Raw genomic sequence first — 16,581 nt, 5'->3', positions numbered from 1 at the left:
TAATGCCAGTTTTATTGCGTTCAAAACGAAAATAAATTAGCATAAATTCCGTTTAACGCAACTAAGGTGGCTAAATGGAAAGCGCGCAGATTTTCAGTAGTATCAACAAATTGCTGACAACACACTTCAATCGAGAGTTTTGGTTAAGCTTAGAAGATGAACTCACTACAAGTTATGCGAATGCAAACGCATCGATTGACAGTCCTCTTGCAAAATTAGAGCAGCCGCAAAAAAAGCGATTACTACCGCAAACGCGGCATTATTATCTAAATTCTGCGTTTTACCGAGCGGCTAAAAGTTGCGGGTTATCCTGCGATGACGCGTTTACTGAACCTAGAGGTGAAAACTATTACATCGTTCAATCTGGTCAGATAAAAGTCAGCCGTATTGGCTTAAGATACGATGAACACCTCATCAGAAAAGCGAATCACAGATTGTTGATCGCCGAACTCAATAGCAAATACGAAGGATTTACTCCCGATTTCTTTCAGGAACAGACGCAACAATCGTTCCCTGATGGTACTCTCGGGGTGCTCATCGTTAATGTAAACCCTCCATTTTCTCGCCCTCAGGAAGAGATGCTCGATTTACGTGTAACCGTCCCTTTTACCAATCTGAAGAACTATCATTACAACCAATCGATACGCAATGTCTTAGCGTTATACAATCAAACCGAATTCGCGCCAGAGGTGCCGGATTTAGCTATTCCACAATTAAAGAAGCGCTTGAAACAACAAGAAGGTTAGTGTGGTGAACAAATGAGAGTGGGTATTGCGGGCTTTGAACCAAACCGATTGACGCAGATGCGTGAAGCGAGAGGTTTGTCAAAAATTAATCTCGGGCGTTTGGTTGAGCGATCCCCCTCGACAATTACTAAGTGGGAGCAGGGCTTTCATTCGCCGGATGCAGAAGCCCTGTTGACGCTCTCTAACGTGTTGGAATGCCCAATGACCTGGTTTACCAAGCCGATGTCGCGTCACGAAAACAATCCAGTGTTTTTCCGCACGCTGGCAACAACAGCCAAAGATTTGTGCGCCGCGTCTGACCGTTACATGGAGTGGTTACAGGAAATCACATTGCATTTGCAGCACGATCTCGATTTTCCTTCAGTGAATATTCCCTACCTGGACGTCATCGATCATCGCCAGATTGACGATCAAATGATTGAAATTATGGCGAGTCGATGCCGGAAATTATGGGGGTTGGGCTTAGCCCCTCTTAGCGATTTGTTGCTGGTCATTGAAAACGCCGGCATTATTTGTTCGCGCTTTGAGCAAGGCAGCGTTGTCATGGATGGCTATTCACAATGGAACGAGCGTGAACAGCGTCCTTACATCATCCTCGCAGCCGATAAGAATAATTTTTATCGCAGCCGTTTCGATGCCGCCCATGAGCTTGGGCACCTGGTATTGCACCGTTTCATTCGGCGTTTGGATTCGGTGAATTTCAAGCCAATTGAAGCCCAGGCACATAAATTTGCAGCCAGCTTTATGTTGCCAGAAGAAGCCTTTGCCGTAGAATTACCGCCCAATCCCACTTTAGAAAATTTTGTCGCGTTAAAGCAGCGATGGGGGATGTCAGCCCAGGCAATGATGGTTCGTGCAAAAGAATTGCAATTGATTACGGATGTTGAGTATCAACGACTCTATAAGCAGATGTCGGCGCGGGGTTGGCGTAAAGGGGAGCCCCTTGACGATCAGCGTGAACCGGAATCGGTGAGATTGTTGCCGCGCAGCTTACAACTGCTGCTGGACGAGGGAATATATTCTAAGCAGAGTTTTGTTTCTTCATTAAACATGGCTCAGAAAGATATCGAGAAGCTATTATCTTTGCCAAAAAATGCGTTGTCCGACACGGCCATATTGAAGCTAACGCCTAAATTGAAAGTGAAAAGCGACAGCCTTAGCAGCGATCAACCGGTGGATAACGTGATAAGTATCTTTGATCATAAATCCCCGAGTTAAAGTTGAGTCCACCTTTATCTTCATCTCAATACTCAAACGGCAAGACCCATTTAACAAGTCCACAACTAAAGGCGCGCCGTAAAAGGGTGCGCCTTTTCAATGTCGGGGATGATTACGCCTCTAGCCCCGCATTATGCATGCCACGGCGCAGTGTGAAGTTCACGCCCATCGTCAGAAACGGATCTGGCGGATTCCACTCAGGCTTCGGCAATGACAGCAGGTCATCAATCGTATCGTTGCGTTTCCCCGCCAGCCAGCGCCTGGAATAACTCTTGCATCTTCACTAGCGATCAATGCCGTGACTTGCTGGAGAAGGCTGTGAATCTGAATACCTACAAATATTTCAATGAAGTCGCTGCGACTGGATCGATACGCCGCGCCGCAGATCGCTTGCACGTAGCGCCATCCGCGATCAGTCGGCAGATTGCTCTGCTGGAGCACACGCTCGGCGTGATGTTGCTGGAACGCACCAATACGGGGATTCGTTTAACGCCAGCGGGCACATTGCTTGAGGGTTTCACACGCAAGATGTGTCGCGATCTCGATCGTATTCATGAGTCGATAAAAAATTTAAAAGGCTTGCGTGAAGGTGAAGTGAAAATATGGGTCATTGAAGCGGTGGTGCAGGCCATTCTGCCGCGCATTATGACGGACTTTAATGAAAACTATCCGGCAATACAGTTTTCCATTAACAGCGAATCATCCGATCGCACTATTGAAGCGATAATTCGGGACGAAATTGATATCGGTATTGTGTTTAATATGGGCGACCGCCCAGGAATAGAAGTGATTAAACGCTGTGCTGCACCCATTCAGTGCCTGGTTTCACCCGGTCATCCACTGGCACAACATCAATCTTTGAGCCTCGAGGATATTTGTTTTTATCCGATTGCATTGCCGGTTTCCAGTTTTGGTATGCGGCAAACCTTCGATAAAGTGACGCGCAGCCTGCATCTGCATCCGCACTCCATCGTGAATACCAATAACCTCGAACTCACCAAAGCCATGGCGATTGCCGGGCGCACTCTGACCATCGGTCCAAAGCAGATCGCCGTCCGCGAAATCGAACAAAATATGTTGCGCGCTATTCCCATCGATAATGAGGCGATGGAATCAGCCAACATTGAAATATGTGTCCACCGCGACCGCACACTCTCTTTTGCGGCTCATCAATTTCTAAAACATGTGTGCCGGGAATTTAATTAATCACGCTTTCTTCTGTGATTTTCGCCGTTTTCGTCATAACCATCTCTTATCCATAAATCAAAAAATGAGGAAATTGACCGGGTTAATGAGTTGGTTTTTTGTGTTCTAAAAGTGGCAACACGGCGTGCTGCATTCGGTATTACTGATAGCCCGAAATAGCGTGGTATTTATTTTCCATCGCAGAGTTTACACATCAGAAGTGAATGCTTGTCGCCAACCAGGGGAAAAACATGCCGGACATCATGACTAACGGAATTCGAACGCACTACAACATCGAGGGAACAGGTCCGGCGCTTATTTTTGTGTCAGGACTCGGCGGCACGGCCGCGTACTGGCAGCCGCAACTGGCGGCTTTTGCGCAGCACTACACCGTGGTGACTTACGATCAACGCGGTGCAGGCAGCTCAGATCATCCCGCTGGGCCCTACAGTATCGAGACGTTGGTCGAGGATTTGTTGGCGCTGATTGCTGCACTGAAACTGGAGAGACCTGCGTTGATTGGTCATTCAACCGGTGGGGCGATTGGCCAACTGCTGGCCGCGCGTCAGCCTGGCTTGCTCTCCGGCATGGTGCAATATGCCAGTTGGGCAAAATCAGATAAACATTTTAACTGGTGCTTCCGTATGCGCCGTGCGTTGCTGCTCGGCAGCACCATGGAAGAGTATGTGCACGGTAGCGCGCTGTTCCTGTATCCGCCTGAGCATATCAAAACCCATGCGGAGACCCTGTCGCCGGGGCTGCTGGCCTCAGCAACCCGTTTTCCCGCGCGTGATGTGGTGCTCAGCCGTATTGACGCCATTATGGCGCATGACGCCACCGCGCACCTGGCAGCCATTCAAACGCCAACGCTGGTGTTGTGTGCAGAGGATGACATTCTCACGCCGCCTTATCAGTCTCGCTTTCTGGCGCAACACATCCCCGGCGCAGAACTGAAAATTGTGCCGCAGGGTGGTCACAGCTTCTCCGAAAGCGAAACGTCATTATTCAACCAAATTACGCTCGAGTTTCTCGCGGGCATTCACGCGTCAGCGTAATGAATGAAGGAGTGTCACATGAGCCATTCTGATCAACGCAATGTGGAGTTCGGTGTCTTTCTGCCGGTAGGTAACGGCGGTTGGATCACCTCAACAACCAGCCCGCAGTTGCCTGCCACTTACGACTACAACAAACAAGTGACGATTCTGGCGGAGCAGTTGGGGTTTGATTTTGCCCTGTCGATGGCGAAGTGGCGCGGTTACGGCGGTCCTTCGCAACACTGGGACGTCACGCTGGAAAGTTTAACCACCATGGCGGGCCTGGCCGAAGCCACCAGCCGGATTGGTGTTTGGGGCACGGTGCACACCATAGTGTTTCACCCTGCGGTGGTCGCCAAAATGAGCGCCGTGTTGGATCAAATCTCCAAAGGACGTTTTGGCCTCAACATCGTATCTGGCTCGAATCCTACCGATCAGGGGCAGATGGGTTTGTGGATGGATCTCGACCATGCCGAGCGCTATGAGTTGGCCGCTGAGTGGTTGACGGTGCTGAAGCGTTTGTGGACGGAGGATCGTGTTGATCATCAGGGCAAGCATTATCAATTGACCGACTGCATGTCGAATCCTAAACCGGTTTCGCCGCCGCCGATCATCTGCGCAGGCGCGTCGGATCGCGGTTTCCTGTTCACCATGGAGCACTGCACCGGCAGTTTCATGCTGGGTTCTGACCACGATGACTTCATCAAAACCGGGCTGCGTGCCAAAGAACTGGCCTTGCAGCAAGGCAAGCCGGATTTCAAAACCTACGGCTTGTTCACCATCGTCCCGGGCGCCACCGATGCAGAAGCGCGTGAACGTGTGGCGCTGTATGACGCCGGTGTCGACACCATCGCGCTCGATAACCAAACGCGTGAATACTCCGGTGACAAGAGCTTTAAACAGAACACCATGGCGCAGCGCTTTGTTTCACAGGGGGAACAGCGTAACTCCATGACACGTGCCGCGCTGGTGGGTTCAGCGGAAACCATCGGCAACAAGCTGGCGGCGATTGTGAAGGGTGCGCAACTGGATGGTGTGACGGTAATCGTGCCGGACTTTATCGATGACCTGCGCATTGTCGGCACCGACGTACTGGAAGTGCTGGAGCACCACGGCGTGAATACCCATGCCCGTGCCTATCAAAAATCCATGACCGCTTCGTAGGGGAATTCCCCTGCCAAAACGTAAATCACTTTACCGGGAGTCAAATGATGAGAATAAAGATGATGATGGCTGTTGCTGTGGCTGCGGTATTGGCGAGCAGTGCACTTCAGGCGGATGAGAGCAAACCGCGTGTGGCGGCGTTATTTACACAAACCGTCACGCAGGGCTCGTGGGATATGGCCGGGTATGCCGCGTTTAAGTCGATGGCGACGAAAGAGGGATTTGCGCCTAGCTATCTTGAGCACACCACCTATGAAGCCGCACCGTCAGTGTTACGTCAGCTGGCCTCGGATGGCGTGAAGTTAATTATCGCGCACTCTTCCGGTTATTCTGCGGCCATCAAAGAAGTTGCCCCTTCGTTCCCAAACACGCAGTTCGTGTTGTATTCCTATGAAGGTTCCACCTCCAACTTGCCAAACTACTCGGCGTGGTCCGTGGATTGGGATGAGTATGGCTTTGTGCTGGGCGCGTTAGCTGCCAGTGCCAGCAAAAACGGGCACATCGCGGTAATCAGCGGTGAACCGATTCCGTCCGCTGAACGCACCGTGCAGTTCATCAAGAAAGGCGCTGCTTACGTGAACCCCAAAGTGCAGGTGAATTCTGCTTATGTCGGTTCGTTTACCGATGTCGCGCGTGCCAAAGAGATTGCCACTGGCGCCATCGCACGCGGCGCTGACTTTGTCATTCCTTCTGCAGATACCGCTGACGCGGGCATCCAGCAGGCGGCAGATGAGGAGGGCGTGTTGACCATCGGTTCCTACACCGATCAATCCAAATCCTTCCCGAACTCCATCATGACCTCAACGGTGATGAACTTTGATAAATCCTACGCGGATATCGGCAAGCATTATGCCGATCACCAATTAGGCAACCGCATCATCACCGAGAACCTCTCCACCAATGGCTGGACGTTATCGACGCCCTTTGCGCACGTCGACAAATCCGTGCAGGACAAAGTATTCCAGGTCATCGCCGATCTGAAGTCCGGCAAAGTGAAGATTGAGGAGTAAGGCATGAGCAGCCCGCTAATCGAACTCGATCATGTTTCGAAGCGCTATCCCAACGGCTTCGTGGCGCTGGAAAACGTGTCACTGTCGCTGTTTCCTGGTGAGATCCATGCGCTGTTGGGGGAGAACGGAGCGGGCAAATCCACGTTGATGAACATTCTGTACGGCGTGCACGAACCCAGCGCAGGCGGGGTACTGATGGGCGGACGGCAGGTGATTCATCGGCGACCGGCTGATGCCATCGCCAATGGTATTGGTATGGTGCATCAGCACTTCAAGCTGGTGGCACCGTTTAGCGTGGCCGAGAATCTGGCGCTGGTGGCGCGCGGTGCACAGCGAAAAACGTTACGGCGTCACGCAGGGGTGCGCGATTTCATGCAGCGTTATGGCGTGGATCTCGACCCTAACGCGATTGTGGGTCATTTACCGCTGGCATTACAGCAGCGGGTGGAAATCCTTAAGGCGCTGGTGAATGACACGCGCGTGTTACTGCTGGATGAGCCCTCCACCATTCTCACTCCGGTTGAAATCCGCGCACTTTACGCCACGTTGCGCCGCATCAGCGATAGAGGCACGGCGGTGGCGGTGGTCACGCACAATGTCGATGAAGTGCTGGCACACGCCGATCGCTATACGGTGTTGCGTCGCGGTAAAACCAACGGCAGCGGGCTGACGGCGGCGTGCAGCGCAGAACAGCTGGTCGAGAAAATTGTGGGCCGCACTGTTAGCAGCGGTACACGATTGGGCGCGCAGCGTCTCGCGGGTGGAGAACAGCTGAAAATTCAAGGGGTGAATGTGCGCCCCGGCAGCGGCTCGCCGGGTTTGCATGACATTAACCTCAGGTTAGCAGCGCGCGAAGTGGTGGGCGTAGCGGGTGTGGAAGGCAATGGTCAAAGCGAACTGTTTGCGCTACTGGCCGGGGAGTCGGTTCCGCACAGCGGTGAAATTCAGCGCAGTGATGCACAGGTCACGCTGGCGCTGGTGCCACAAGACCGCCATCACGAAGGGTTATCCCTCGATCTGCCGGTATCACACAATCTGCTCTATCCCGACATCATGCAGGGACACTATCGCCGCTTCGGGCTGCTCGACCACTCAGCGATTGCGCAGCGCGCCTGCGAGATGATCGACCAGTCCGACATTCGTACGCATTCACACGCCAGCCCGGCCCGATCGTTATCGGGCGGTAATCAGCAAAAAATCGTCGTTGCGCGCGCCATGGCGCAGGACGCCTCGATCATCGTGGTGTATCAACCCACGCGCGGGCTGGATTTGGCCGCCGCCGAAGCCGTGCTGATGCGGCTGGCCGATGCCGCCGATGCGGGTATCTCGGTGCTGATTATCTCCTCCAATATCGAGGAGCTGATTCGCGTTTCGGATCGCATTGTGGTGATGAACGGTGGGCGGATAACAGGCGAAGTCACGGGTGAAGCAATGAATATTGAACGCATCGGCACGCTGATGACATCGGGTCGTAGTCTGTCTTTACAAGGTGCAGGAGAAGTCCATGTCTGAATCATTAAGCGCCTTAACCGAGACCCGCGCCGGATTGCGTCGGGCATTAGCGCAGCTGAGCGCTTCACGATCGCTTTGGGTCACGTTGAGTGCTTTTATCGGGTCCCTGATTCTGGGGCTGGCTTTAATCACCGCGCTGGGCGTGCCGCTGCAAGGGGCGATAAGCACCGCCTTTGACGGCGCGTTCGGTTCGGTGCGTGCGCTCTCCGACACGCTGGTGTTTATGACGCCGCGCCTGCTGGTCGCGCTGGGCGCATTAATCGCCATTCGGGGAGGCATGTTCAACCTCGGCGGTGAAGGGCAACTGCAGATGGGGGCGATTGGTGCCATGCTGCCATTCCTCGCCTTCGGTGATCTGGGGCCCGCGCTGCTTCCCTTCGCCATCCTGAGCGGTGCACTGTGTGGGGCCTTCTGGGGCGCGATTCCTGCGCTGCTGAAAGTGTGGCGCGGCGTGGATGAAATTATCGTCACACTAATGATGAATTTTATCGCCATCTACACGCTGAAATATCTGGTTCAGGGCCCGATGCGTCCGCTGGGCTCCAACTTCAATATGTCCGCGCAAATTCCTGCTGATGGGGTGTTTCAGCCATTGATTGAGGGCGCGCGATTGCACGCTGGCGTCTTCCTCGCACTGCTGATCGCGCTGGGGGTGTGGGTCATGCTCAATCATACCGCGTTTGGTCTCAAGCTGCGGGCCAGCGGACAGAGTCCTCGCTTTGTGAAATTACAGGGGCAGTCAGCCGCCAAAACCGTGCTCTCAAGCATGGCGATTTCCGGGGCGGTCAGCGGGCTGGCGGGCACCTTTGAAGTGCTCGGCGTGCAGTATCGCCTGATTGATGGTTTCTCATCCGGGCTGGGTTTTGAAGGGCTGGCGGTGTCATTTCTCGCTGGATTACAGCCAATCGGAGCGGTGATCGTCTCCCTCTATTTCGGTGCGATTAACAGTGCGGCGCTGGCGTTGCAAAGTACCTTCTCGATTCCGGCCGCGCTGGCGGATGTGCTGGGGGGTATGCCGATTCTGATTCTGGCGGTGTTAAGTGGCGTGATGCTGGTGAAAGGGAGGCCGGTATGGAATTCAACACTGTAACTCTGGCGCTGTTTCTGGCTGGGGGGTTGAGGCTGTGTGTGCCTGTGTTGCTGGCAGCATTGGGGGAAACCCTCTCTGAGCGCGCGGGTGTGTTCACCATCGGGCTGGAAGGATTAATGCTGTTTGGCGCGGCAAGTTCCGCGCTCGGGCTGATGTGGAGCGGATCGCCCGTGCTGGCGCTGGGCGTGGGCATGTTCGGTGGGTGTGTGGCGGCGCTGCTGCTGGCATTGGGCACGGTGGTCGCGCGTGCTAACCAAATCGTAATGGGCATTGGTTTCAACCTGTTTGCCATTGGTGCGACTTCGCTGATGCGTCAGCTGTGGCTGAGCGGTGCACCGCCAGCAGGTTCGATGCGTGCGGTATCTATGCTGAAACTGCCGGGATTGTCCGATCTGCCGGTGGTAGGACGCGCGCTGTTTTCCCAAAGCCCGGTGTTTTATCTCGCGGTGCTGGTGGCCGTGGTGCTGTGGGGCGTTTTGCGTTTCAGCCGCACGGGGTTGTTATTGCGTGCGGTCGGCGAAAATGCGCTGGCCGCTGATGCTGCCGGGCATTCGGTATTGCGTATCCGTTTCAGCGCGACCTTGTTTACCGGGCTGATGGCGGGGCTGGGCGGCGCGTATCTGTGCATCGTGGCGTCCGGTGGCACCTTCGTTGACAACATGACCGCCGGTCGCGGCTATCTGGCCATCGCCATTACCCTCTTTGCGCGCTGGATGCCGCTGCGCGTGCTGCTGGTCGCGATGGTGCTGGGTCTGCTCGAAGCCCTGCAGTTCCAGGGGCAGTATTTGGGCGTCAACATTGCGCCATCGTTGCTGATGGCGATGCCGTTTGCCGTTGCGCTCATCGCCTGGATCATGATGGGCAAAGCGGGCGCCGCGCCGGGTGATTTAGGGCGCCCGTTCCTGCGCGGCAACGGACGTTAATCCATTTTTAACTAACAGGAGTGACAGATGAATCAGGCAATCAATCCCGAAGGCTGGATTATCGGCAAAACCGCCACAGGCCTTAACCACCTGAACTGGGGCGTGAAAGCAGGCAATCACGTGTATGTGGCCGGCATGTTGTCGACCGATCCCATTGATGGTGGCCTGGTGGGCGTGGGCGATATTGAAGTGCAAACACGCCGCGTGCTCGACAGTATCAAAGTGGTACTGGAGTCGGCAGGCAGCAGCATGGATCACGTGGTGATGAATCAGATCTTCCTGCGCAATCTGGAGGATTACCACAAGTTCAATGAAATCTACGTCAGCTATTTCCCGGCGATTTTACCCGCGCGTTTCTGCGTCAAGCTGGAGATGGTACGACCGGAGTTTCTGGTTGAGATCGCCACCACGGCGGTGATCCCCGCATAAAGGGGCGGCTCCAGGGCCGCTCCTCACTGAATACCACTCTCTATTGAGGATGTTTGCATGCAATACCGTTATCTCGGGCGTAGCGGGCTAAAAGTGTCCGAAATCTGCCTGGGTTCCATGATGTTTGGTGGGGCCACCGATGAAGCCACAGCTCAGCGCATTATCGCCGATGCCAGTGCCAGCGGGGTCAACTTCATCGATACCGCCGATATGTATAACAAAGGCGAATCCGAACGTGTAGTCGGACGTGCCCTCGCGGCCGATCGACATCGTTGGGTGCTGGCGACGAAAGTGGGCAATCCGATGGGAGAGGGTCCGAATCAGCGCGGCATGTCGCGCAAATGGATTCGCGAGGCCGTGCACGGGTCACTGACGCGTATTGGCACCGATTACATCGACGTACTTTACATGCATAAAGCCGATTTCGCCGCACCGCTCGAGGAGATGGTACTGGCCTTTGCCGACCTGATCCGCGAAGGGAAGATCGGCTACTTTGCTGTATCAAATTTTAAAGCCTGGCGCCTGGCGGAAACCGTGCGCCTGGCGCATGAAGCGGGTATTGCCGGGCCGATTGCCACCCAGCCGCTGTACAACCTCGCCAACCGCGAGGCTGAGGTGGAGATTCTGCCTTCAGCTGCCTTTTTTGGCGTTGGCACCGTATGTTATAGCCCGCTGGCGCGCGGCATTCTCACCGGCAAATATAGGGTAGGCGAAGCCCCGGACAGCACCAGTCGTGCCGGGCGCGCCGATCCGCGCATGCTGGAAGCCGAATGGCGTCCAGAGTCGTTGCAGATGGCCAGTGAGTTAGCGACCTATGCCGAACGCACCGGCCGCCAACCCGCGCATTTCGCGCAACAATGGGTCATGCGCAATCAACTTGTGACCAGCACGCTGGTGGGACCGCGCACGTTTGAACAGTGGCGTGAGGGCGTTGCCGCGCTGGATTGTCCGTGGTCCGAAGAAGATGAAGTGTTCTGCGACCGTCTGGTGTCACCGGGTAAAGGCACCAGCCTCGGTCCGGTCGACCCCCATCATCCGATTGAAGGCCGCATCGTCGGTCAATTTGCAGCAGGTGCACAATGACGGATTCACTTCTGATGCCGGGCATCGCTGATGCTTATCGCGGCGGTATGCGCCAGCTGGCGGCGGGCGTTTGCCTGATTACCAGTGCTGATCAACAACAGCCGGGCGGGATGATCGCCACGGCGGTGACGTCGGTCAGCGCTGAGCCCCCCACATTGTTGGTGTGCGTCAATCGTCATGCCTCAATGTTTGAACTCATCCAGCGCAGCGGCCATTTTTGCGTCAACGTATTGGCGGCTGATGCGCTGGGATTAGTGGATATTTTCAGTACGGCAGCGCGTCGTGCGGAACGGTTTGCAACGGGTGAGTGGCAGCAAGATGCTGAGGGTTCGCCAGTGGCGGCGGACGCGCTGGTGGCCTTTAGCTGCAAGTTGGTTAATACCGTTGACTGGCATACGCATGCCATCTTTCTTGGCGAAGTGACCGAAGTGGTGCATCCGAACACGGATGCGCAACCGATGGTGTATCACGATCGTGGGTTTCATCAACTCGCTACGCTGTAACCAATGAACGGGAGGTTTACCACCTCCCGTTACTCTCAAGGCAGCATAATCACCACATCAATTTCCAGCAATAATTCCGGCTCGGCGAGCGCAGCGATCTGAAACAGCGTGCTGGCAGGCAACTCAAGCCCGGCAAAGAAGCGCTGGCGCACCGGATGAATGTGCGGCACCAGTGCCAGATCGGTGACATAAGTGGTGGTGCGCACAATCCAGTCGCGCTGTGCACCCAAGCCCTCCAGCAAACGATCGATATTGGCATATACCTGCTCGACCTGCTGTTGCATGTTTCCAATGCCGACCACGTTTCCCTCTGCATCCCACGCGACTTGCCCGGTCGGGAAAACCGGCGTACCGGGACGAATTTTGACGTGATTATAATAGCTGCGCACCTTTAGACCGGCGGGATTGATAATGCTCATAACGCTCCTTAACCCTGTTTCGTTGGCGAATGTTTTCGCCTCAAGGCTATCACCCGCGCAGATGAGCGGGTAAAGGTATCCCGGCAACGCCGTGTTGCCACTAAAGCAACACGGCGGCGGTTACAAACGCTTTTGTGATGCAGCATCGAACAGCATCGCACGCGCATAGTCCACTTCAACGGCGATCACATCGCCCGCTGCGGCCCCGGAACGTTGGGTGGTAAACAGCATCACCTCATGCCCGAATAAGCTGCCGTGGATCAGCTCGGATAAACCGGTGGGTTCGACGAGTGAAACCTCCATTGGCAGCGCGTGTGGAGCACCTGCTGAAGCCAGTGCAATGTTTTCAGGTCTGATGCCATAAATGACTTCACGCCCTTCAGGCTGATTGGCCCATGCCGGGTTAGCGGGCAACAGCGCGCTGTCGCCGATGCGTACGCCGTTTGTCGTGACAACGCCATTGATAAAGTTCATGGACGGTGAACCGATAAAGCTGGCAACAAACTTATTGGCCGGAGTGTCATACAGCTCCAATGGCGTCCCCACCTGCTGGATCACCCCGTGGTTCAGCACCACAATCCGGTCTGCCAGCGTCATCGCCTCAACCTGATCGTGCGTGACATACACGATGGTGTTGTTCATCTGCTGATGCAGGCGTTTAATCTCGACGCGCATCTTGCCGCGCAGTTGTGCATCCAGATTGGAGAGCGGTTCATCAAATAGAAACACCTGCGGCTGGCGCACGATCGCACGTCCCATCGCCACACGTTGTCGCTGTCCGCCCGACAGTTCTTTTGGTCGACGATCCAGCAGGTGTGAAAGATTAAGGATATCCGCGGCACGCTTCACTTTCTCCTCAATCTCCGCACGCGGACGTTTCTGAATTTCGAGGCTAAAGCCCATATTGCGCGCTACGGTCAGATGCGGATAAAGCGCGTAACTCTGAAATACCATTGAGATATCACGATCTTTCGGGGCGACATCATTCATTAGTCGTTTTCCGATGCGGAGATCGCCGCTGCTCGCCAGTTCAAGCCCGGCAATGGTGCGCAGCAAGGTGGATTTGCCACAGCCAGACGGTCCCACCAGCACCACGAATTCACCATCGTTAATGGTGAGGTTGATATCGCGCAGGACTTCAACATTGCCGTAGCGTTTGTCGATCTGCGCCAGTGTAATTTCTGCCATGTTTACCCCTTAACCGCGCCAGCGGTCAGACCCTGAACCAGATATCGTTGAATAAAGGCGAAGAACAGACAGGCAGGAATCAGCGCCATTACGGCTGCGGCCATCATTTCACCCCATGAAACGGCAAATTTGGAAACGAAGCTGAGTAATCCCACCGGGAAGGTCATCACTTCGTTTTTGTTGATCAGCATTAGCGAGAACAGCAGTTCGCTCCATGCCGCGGTAAACACAAAGCCGAGCGTCGCGGCCATTCCGGGTAACGTCAGCGGGACCAGCACCCGATACAGCGCCTGAAAACGCGTGCAGCCTTCCAGCATCGCCGACTCTTCCAGATCTTTTGGAATGGCATCAAAGAATGACTGCATCAAAAAGGTGGCAAATGGGACGTTAAAGGCGGTGTAAATCAGCACCAAACCCAACAGACTGTTGGTCAGGCCGAGCGGAGCCATGACGCGATAAATCGGGGCGATGATCATCACCAGCGGGAACATCTGCGTGAACAACAGCAGCGCCGCCATCACCATCTTGCCGCGAAAGTGAAAACGCGAAAATGCATAGCCGGAACCGGCAGCAATCAGCGTGGTCAGGAATGCGGTGCTGAAAGAGACGATCAGGCTATTGCTGAAGAAGGTGGGGAAATCACTGTCGGTCAGCACTTTTTGAAAGTGGCCTAAGGTGAAGCCGCCGGGCAACAGTGTTACGCCCTGGCTTAACAGCAGCTTATCCGGCGTAACCGAAATCTTAATGATCCAGTAGAGCGGAAACAGGGCAAACAGCAGGTAGAGTGCAATGCTCACGCGGTGGCCAATCATCGGTAACAGTTTCATTTCGCCTCCTTATTTCAACAGTCGATGACGAATGCGCAGCAGAACCAGCGCGTAGCAGGTCATCAGCAGTAACAGAAACACCGCCATTGCCGAGGCATAGCCAAAATCGAGTTTGCGATAGGCGGTGGTGAAGATGTAGCTGGATAAAATCGAGGTGGATCCGGCGGGGCCACCGTCGGTCATTACCACGATCAGGTCGGCGAAGTTGGCAATCCAGATGGTACGCAGCATGACGGTAATGGCGATCATCGGTGCCAGGAAGGGCAGCGTAACGCGACAGAATTGTTGCCAGCCGCTGGCACCGTCAATCGAAGCCGCTTCATACAGATCTTTCGGGATGGATTGCAGAGCGGCCAGCAAGGTAATGGCAAAAAACGGGATGCCAAACCAGACGTTGGCAATGATGGGCCCCCACATGGCAAGCTGAGGATCGGACAAGATATTGTAAGGCTCGCTCAGTAATCCGAGGTCGCTGAGCCACTGTGGCAACGGGCCGACCACCGGGTTAAGCAGCCAGGACCAGGTCAGGCCGGAAAGAAAGGCGGGCACCGCCCAGGGCAGAAAGACCAGCGCCTGCACCCAGCGACGAAATCGAAACTCGCGGTTAAGCAGCAGCGCCAACGCCAAACCGAAGAAAAACTGCAACAGCAGTGAGCTGAGCGTCCAGTTCAGCGTGTGACCGAGCGCTTTAAAAAAGCGCCGATCGTCAAACATCTCGGCAAAGTTATCCCAGCCAATCCAACCGCTATCCATCGGATTGAGCAGGTTCATGCTCTGAAACGCGTAGGAAATGCCGATCGCCATTGGCACAAAAATAAACAAGGCGATCAGCAGCAGTCCCGGTGAAAGATAAAACCACGGCTCAGCCAACCGCAGCCAGCGCGTGTAGCGCGGGCGCGGTGAGCGGGCATCAAGTGAAGTCTCTAGCATCATCATTGTTCTCCGCGCGATCGGTGATTACTGCGTGGCGAGCCAGCTTTTCTGTTCTTTCGTCAGATACTTAGCCCAGTCCTTCACCATGTCTTCGGTATCGTTTTCTTCTAGCAACGTCTCCTGGCTGCTCTCTTTTACAATCACTGAGTTGAAGTAACCCCAACCTTTTAAATGTGTGGGCATGGTTAATGGCACGTAGTTCGGATCGTTCAACTCTTTAAACCAGCCGGCAAACTGCGGGGTTTGATAGAAAGGATCCTGCTCGGCACCCTTATAAATTGGCAGGGTGCCGACAAATTTTGCCCATGCGAGGTTGTTGGTCTTATTGCTCAGGAAGGTGATCAGCGGCCAGGCGAGATCTTTTTGTTTACCCTGTTTGAACATCGCCCAGCCGGTATAGCCAATGGTGGGGAAGGCTTTACCTGATGGTCCGACAGGCATCGGCGCAACGGCGAAATCATCGGCGGCCATGCTGTTTTTAATCGCAATGAGTGCATCGGGATCCTGATCGAGCATGGCGCATTTACCGGAGTAGAAACCGGAGACGATTTCATTAAAGCCCCAGTTCACACTGTCTTTAGGCGCGCCGCCTTGTTTGTACATGTCGACCAGCAATTGCGCCCCTTTGATCGCGCCAGGCTGAGTAAGAGTGCTGTTGCCGGATTTATCAAAGAATTCCGCTGAGCCGTTCATCGCCGCCATAAACATCATCCAGGCATTGGTGCCGCCGACGCCGCCGCGCATACAATAACCGCTGATGCCGTTGCCCAACTGGCTGATGCGTTTAGCATCACTGGCAAACTCATCCATGGTTTTGGGTGGCTCGCTCAATCCGGCCTGCTGAAACAGTTTCTTATTCCAGAACAGGGCGCGCAGGTAGAAGCCGTAAGGGATCATCGTCGCTTTGCCATTGGCGGCACGCGCCATCGCCAGCGTTTTATCCGTTAATTGGGCGGTGCCATCCCAGTTCTTCAGGAGCGGTTCTAAATCTTCCAGCATGTTGTTGCTGGCATATAGCCCTTGCCAGGTGTCCGGCATTTCCACGACATCGGGCACTTGTCCGCTTTGCAACATGGTGCCTAATTTCTCAAACGCCTGACCCCACGGCAGCGAGATCAACTCAATTTCCGTGCCGGGATGCTGGGTTTTGTATTCGGTCAGCATCTTCTGCAGCAGTTCAGTGCGGGGCGGGCTGGTAATCACTTCCACCACGGTTAATTTTGCCGCCATACTGCTGAGTGCTGAACCCAATCCAATGGCTAAAACCAGTGCGTTAATAGCAAAACGAGTCGTCATTGCAGCTTCTCCTGGGAGTGA

At 54.6% G+C, this 16,581-nt stretch carries 17 protein-coding genes; 12 read left to right on the top strand and 5 right to left on the bottom strand.

The features are described 5' to 3' along the window. Positions 1-74 precede the first annotated feature (74 nt). The 12 genes from VI01_RS12535 (at position 75) to VI01_RS12480 (ending at position 11,897) form a co-directional block, all read left to right on the top strand. Positions 75-746, top strand: coding sequence for a hypothetical protein (locus VI01_RS12535; protein ID WP_052697002.1), 672 nt, complete (start codon positions 75-77; stop codon positions 744-746). 12 nt (positions 747-758) lie between these two features. Next, positions 759-1,964 (top strand): ImmA/IrrE family metallo-endopeptidase, encoded by a 1,206-nt coding sequence (locus tag VI01_RS12530; RefSeq protein ID WP_045815388.1) that lies wholly within the window; start codon positions 759-761, stop codon positions 1,962-1,964. 318 nt (positions 1,965-2,282) lie between these two features. Then, entirely contained in the window at positions 2,283-3,170 is an 888-nt protein-coding gene (locus VI01_RS12525; RefSeq protein WP_045815387.1) for a LysR family transcriptional regulator, read from the top strand. Between the two features lie 230 nt (positions 3,171-3,400). Continuing rightward, positions 3,401-4,204, top strand: coding sequence for an alpha/beta fold hydrolase (locus tag VI01_RS12520; RefSeq protein WP_045815386.1), 804 nt, complete (start codon positions 3,401-3,403; stop codon positions 4,202-4,204). 18 nt (positions 4,205-4,222) lie between these two features. After that, positions 4,223-5,347 carry an LLM class flavin-dependent oxidoreductase gene (locus VI01_RS12515; protein WP_045815385.1) on the top strand — a complete coding sequence of 375 codons (1,125 nt, stop codon included), beginning with the start codon at positions 4,223-4,225 and terminating at the stop codon, positions 5,345-5,347. Positions 5,348-5,391: 44 nt separating this feature from the next. Then, entirely contained in the window at positions 5,392-6,357 is a 966-nt protein-coding gene (locus VI01_RS12510; protein WP_231638522.1) for a BMP family protein, read from the top strand. 3 nt (positions 6,358-6,360) lie between these two features. After that, positions 6,361-7,869: an ABC transporter ATP-binding protein gene (locus VI01_RS12505; protein WP_045815383.1), complete on the top strand. Its 1,509-nt coding sequence runs from the start codon at positions 6,361-6,363 to the stop codon at positions 7,867-7,869. Beyond that, positions 7,862-8,959 carry an ABC transporter permease gene (locus VI01_RS12500; protein ID WP_045815382.1) on the top strand — a complete coding sequence of 366 codons (1,098 nt, stop codon included), beginning with the start codon at positions 7,862-7,864 and terminating at the stop codon, positions 8,957-8,959. The genes VI01_RS12505 and VI01_RS12500 overlap by 8 nt, the downstream gene beginning before the upstream one ends. Continuing rightward, positions 8,941-9,882 (top strand): ABC transporter permease, encoded by a 942-nt coding sequence (locus VI01_RS12495; RefSeq protein ID WP_045815381.1) that lies wholly within the window; start codon positions 8,941-8,943, stop codon positions 9,880-9,882. Before VI01_RS12500 ends, VI01_RS12495 begins: the two co-directional genes overlap by 19 nt. A gap of 27 nt (positions 9,883-9,909) precedes the next feature. Next, entirely contained in the window at positions 9,910-10,311 is a 402-nt protein-coding gene (locus VI01_RS12490; protein ID WP_045815380.1) for a RidA family protein, read from the top strand. Between the two features lie 57 nt (positions 10,312-10,368). Further along, complete coding sequence (locus VI01_RS12485) at positions 10,369-11,394, top strand: aldo/keto reductase (RefSeq protein ID WP_045815379.1); 1,026 nt, start codon at positions 10,369-10,371, stop codon at positions 11,392-11,394. Beyond that, positions 11,391-11,897 carry a flavin reductase family protein gene (locus tag VI01_RS12480; RefSeq protein WP_045815378.1) on the top strand — a complete coding sequence of 169 codons (507 nt, stop codon included), beginning with the start codon at positions 11,391-11,393 and terminating at the stop codon, positions 11,895-11,897. Before VI01_RS12485 ends, VI01_RS12480 begins: the two co-directional genes overlap by 4 nt. Positions 11,898-11,932: 35 nt before the next feature. On the opposite strand, the gene VI01_RS12475 is transcribed toward VI01_RS12480, so the two are convergent. The 5 genes from VI01_RS12475 to VI01_RS12455 all read right to left on the bottom strand — a co-directional run bounded on the left by VI01_RS12475 (position 11,933) and on the right by VI01_RS12455 (position 16,560). Beyond that, positions 11,933-12,316, bottom strand: coding sequence for a RidA family protein (locus VI01_RS12475; RefSeq protein WP_045815377.1), 384 nt, complete (start codon positions 12,314-12,316; stop codon positions 11,933-11,935). Positions 12,317-12,436: 120 nt separating this feature from the next. Then, on the bottom strand, positions 12,437-13,504 hold the full coding sequence (locus VI01_RS12470; RefSeq protein WP_045815376.1) for an ABC transporter ATP-binding protein: 1,068 nt from the start codon (positions 13,502-13,504) through the stop codon (positions 12,437-12,439). Positions 13,505-13,506: 2 nt separating this feature from the next. Beyond that, positions 13,507-14,331 carry a carbohydrate ABC transporter permease gene (locus VI01_RS12465; RefSeq protein WP_045815375.1) on the bottom strand — a complete coding sequence of 275 codons (825 nt, stop codon included), beginning with the start codon at positions 14,329-14,331 and terminating at the stop codon, positions 13,507-13,509. Between the two features lie 9 nt (positions 14,332-14,340). Next, the gene (locus VI01_RS12460) at positions 14,341-15,267 is read right to left on the bottom strand and encodes a carbohydrate ABC transporter permease (protein WP_231638519.1); all 927 of its coding nucleotides are present in this window, start codon (positions 15,265-15,267) and stop codon (positions 14,341-14,343) included. A 21-nt stretch (positions 15,268-15,288) separates the two neighbouring features. Further along, a complete protein-coding gene (locus VI01_RS12455) occupies positions 15,289-16,560 on the bottom strand; it encodes a sugar ABC transporter substrate-binding protein (RefSeq protein WP_045815373.1) in 1,272 nt (423 codons plus the stop codon). Positions 16,561-16,581 lie beyond the last annotated feature (21 nt).

This window comes from Pantoea sp. SM3, assembly GCF_000963995.1.
Classification (GTDB): Bacteria; Pseudomonadota; Gammaproteobacteria; order Enterobacterales; family Enterobacteriaceae; genus Pantoea; species Pantoea rwandensis_B.
The sequence above is the reverse complement of the archived record's forward strand: the minus strand, read 5'-3'. Positions and strand labels throughout refer to the sequence as shown.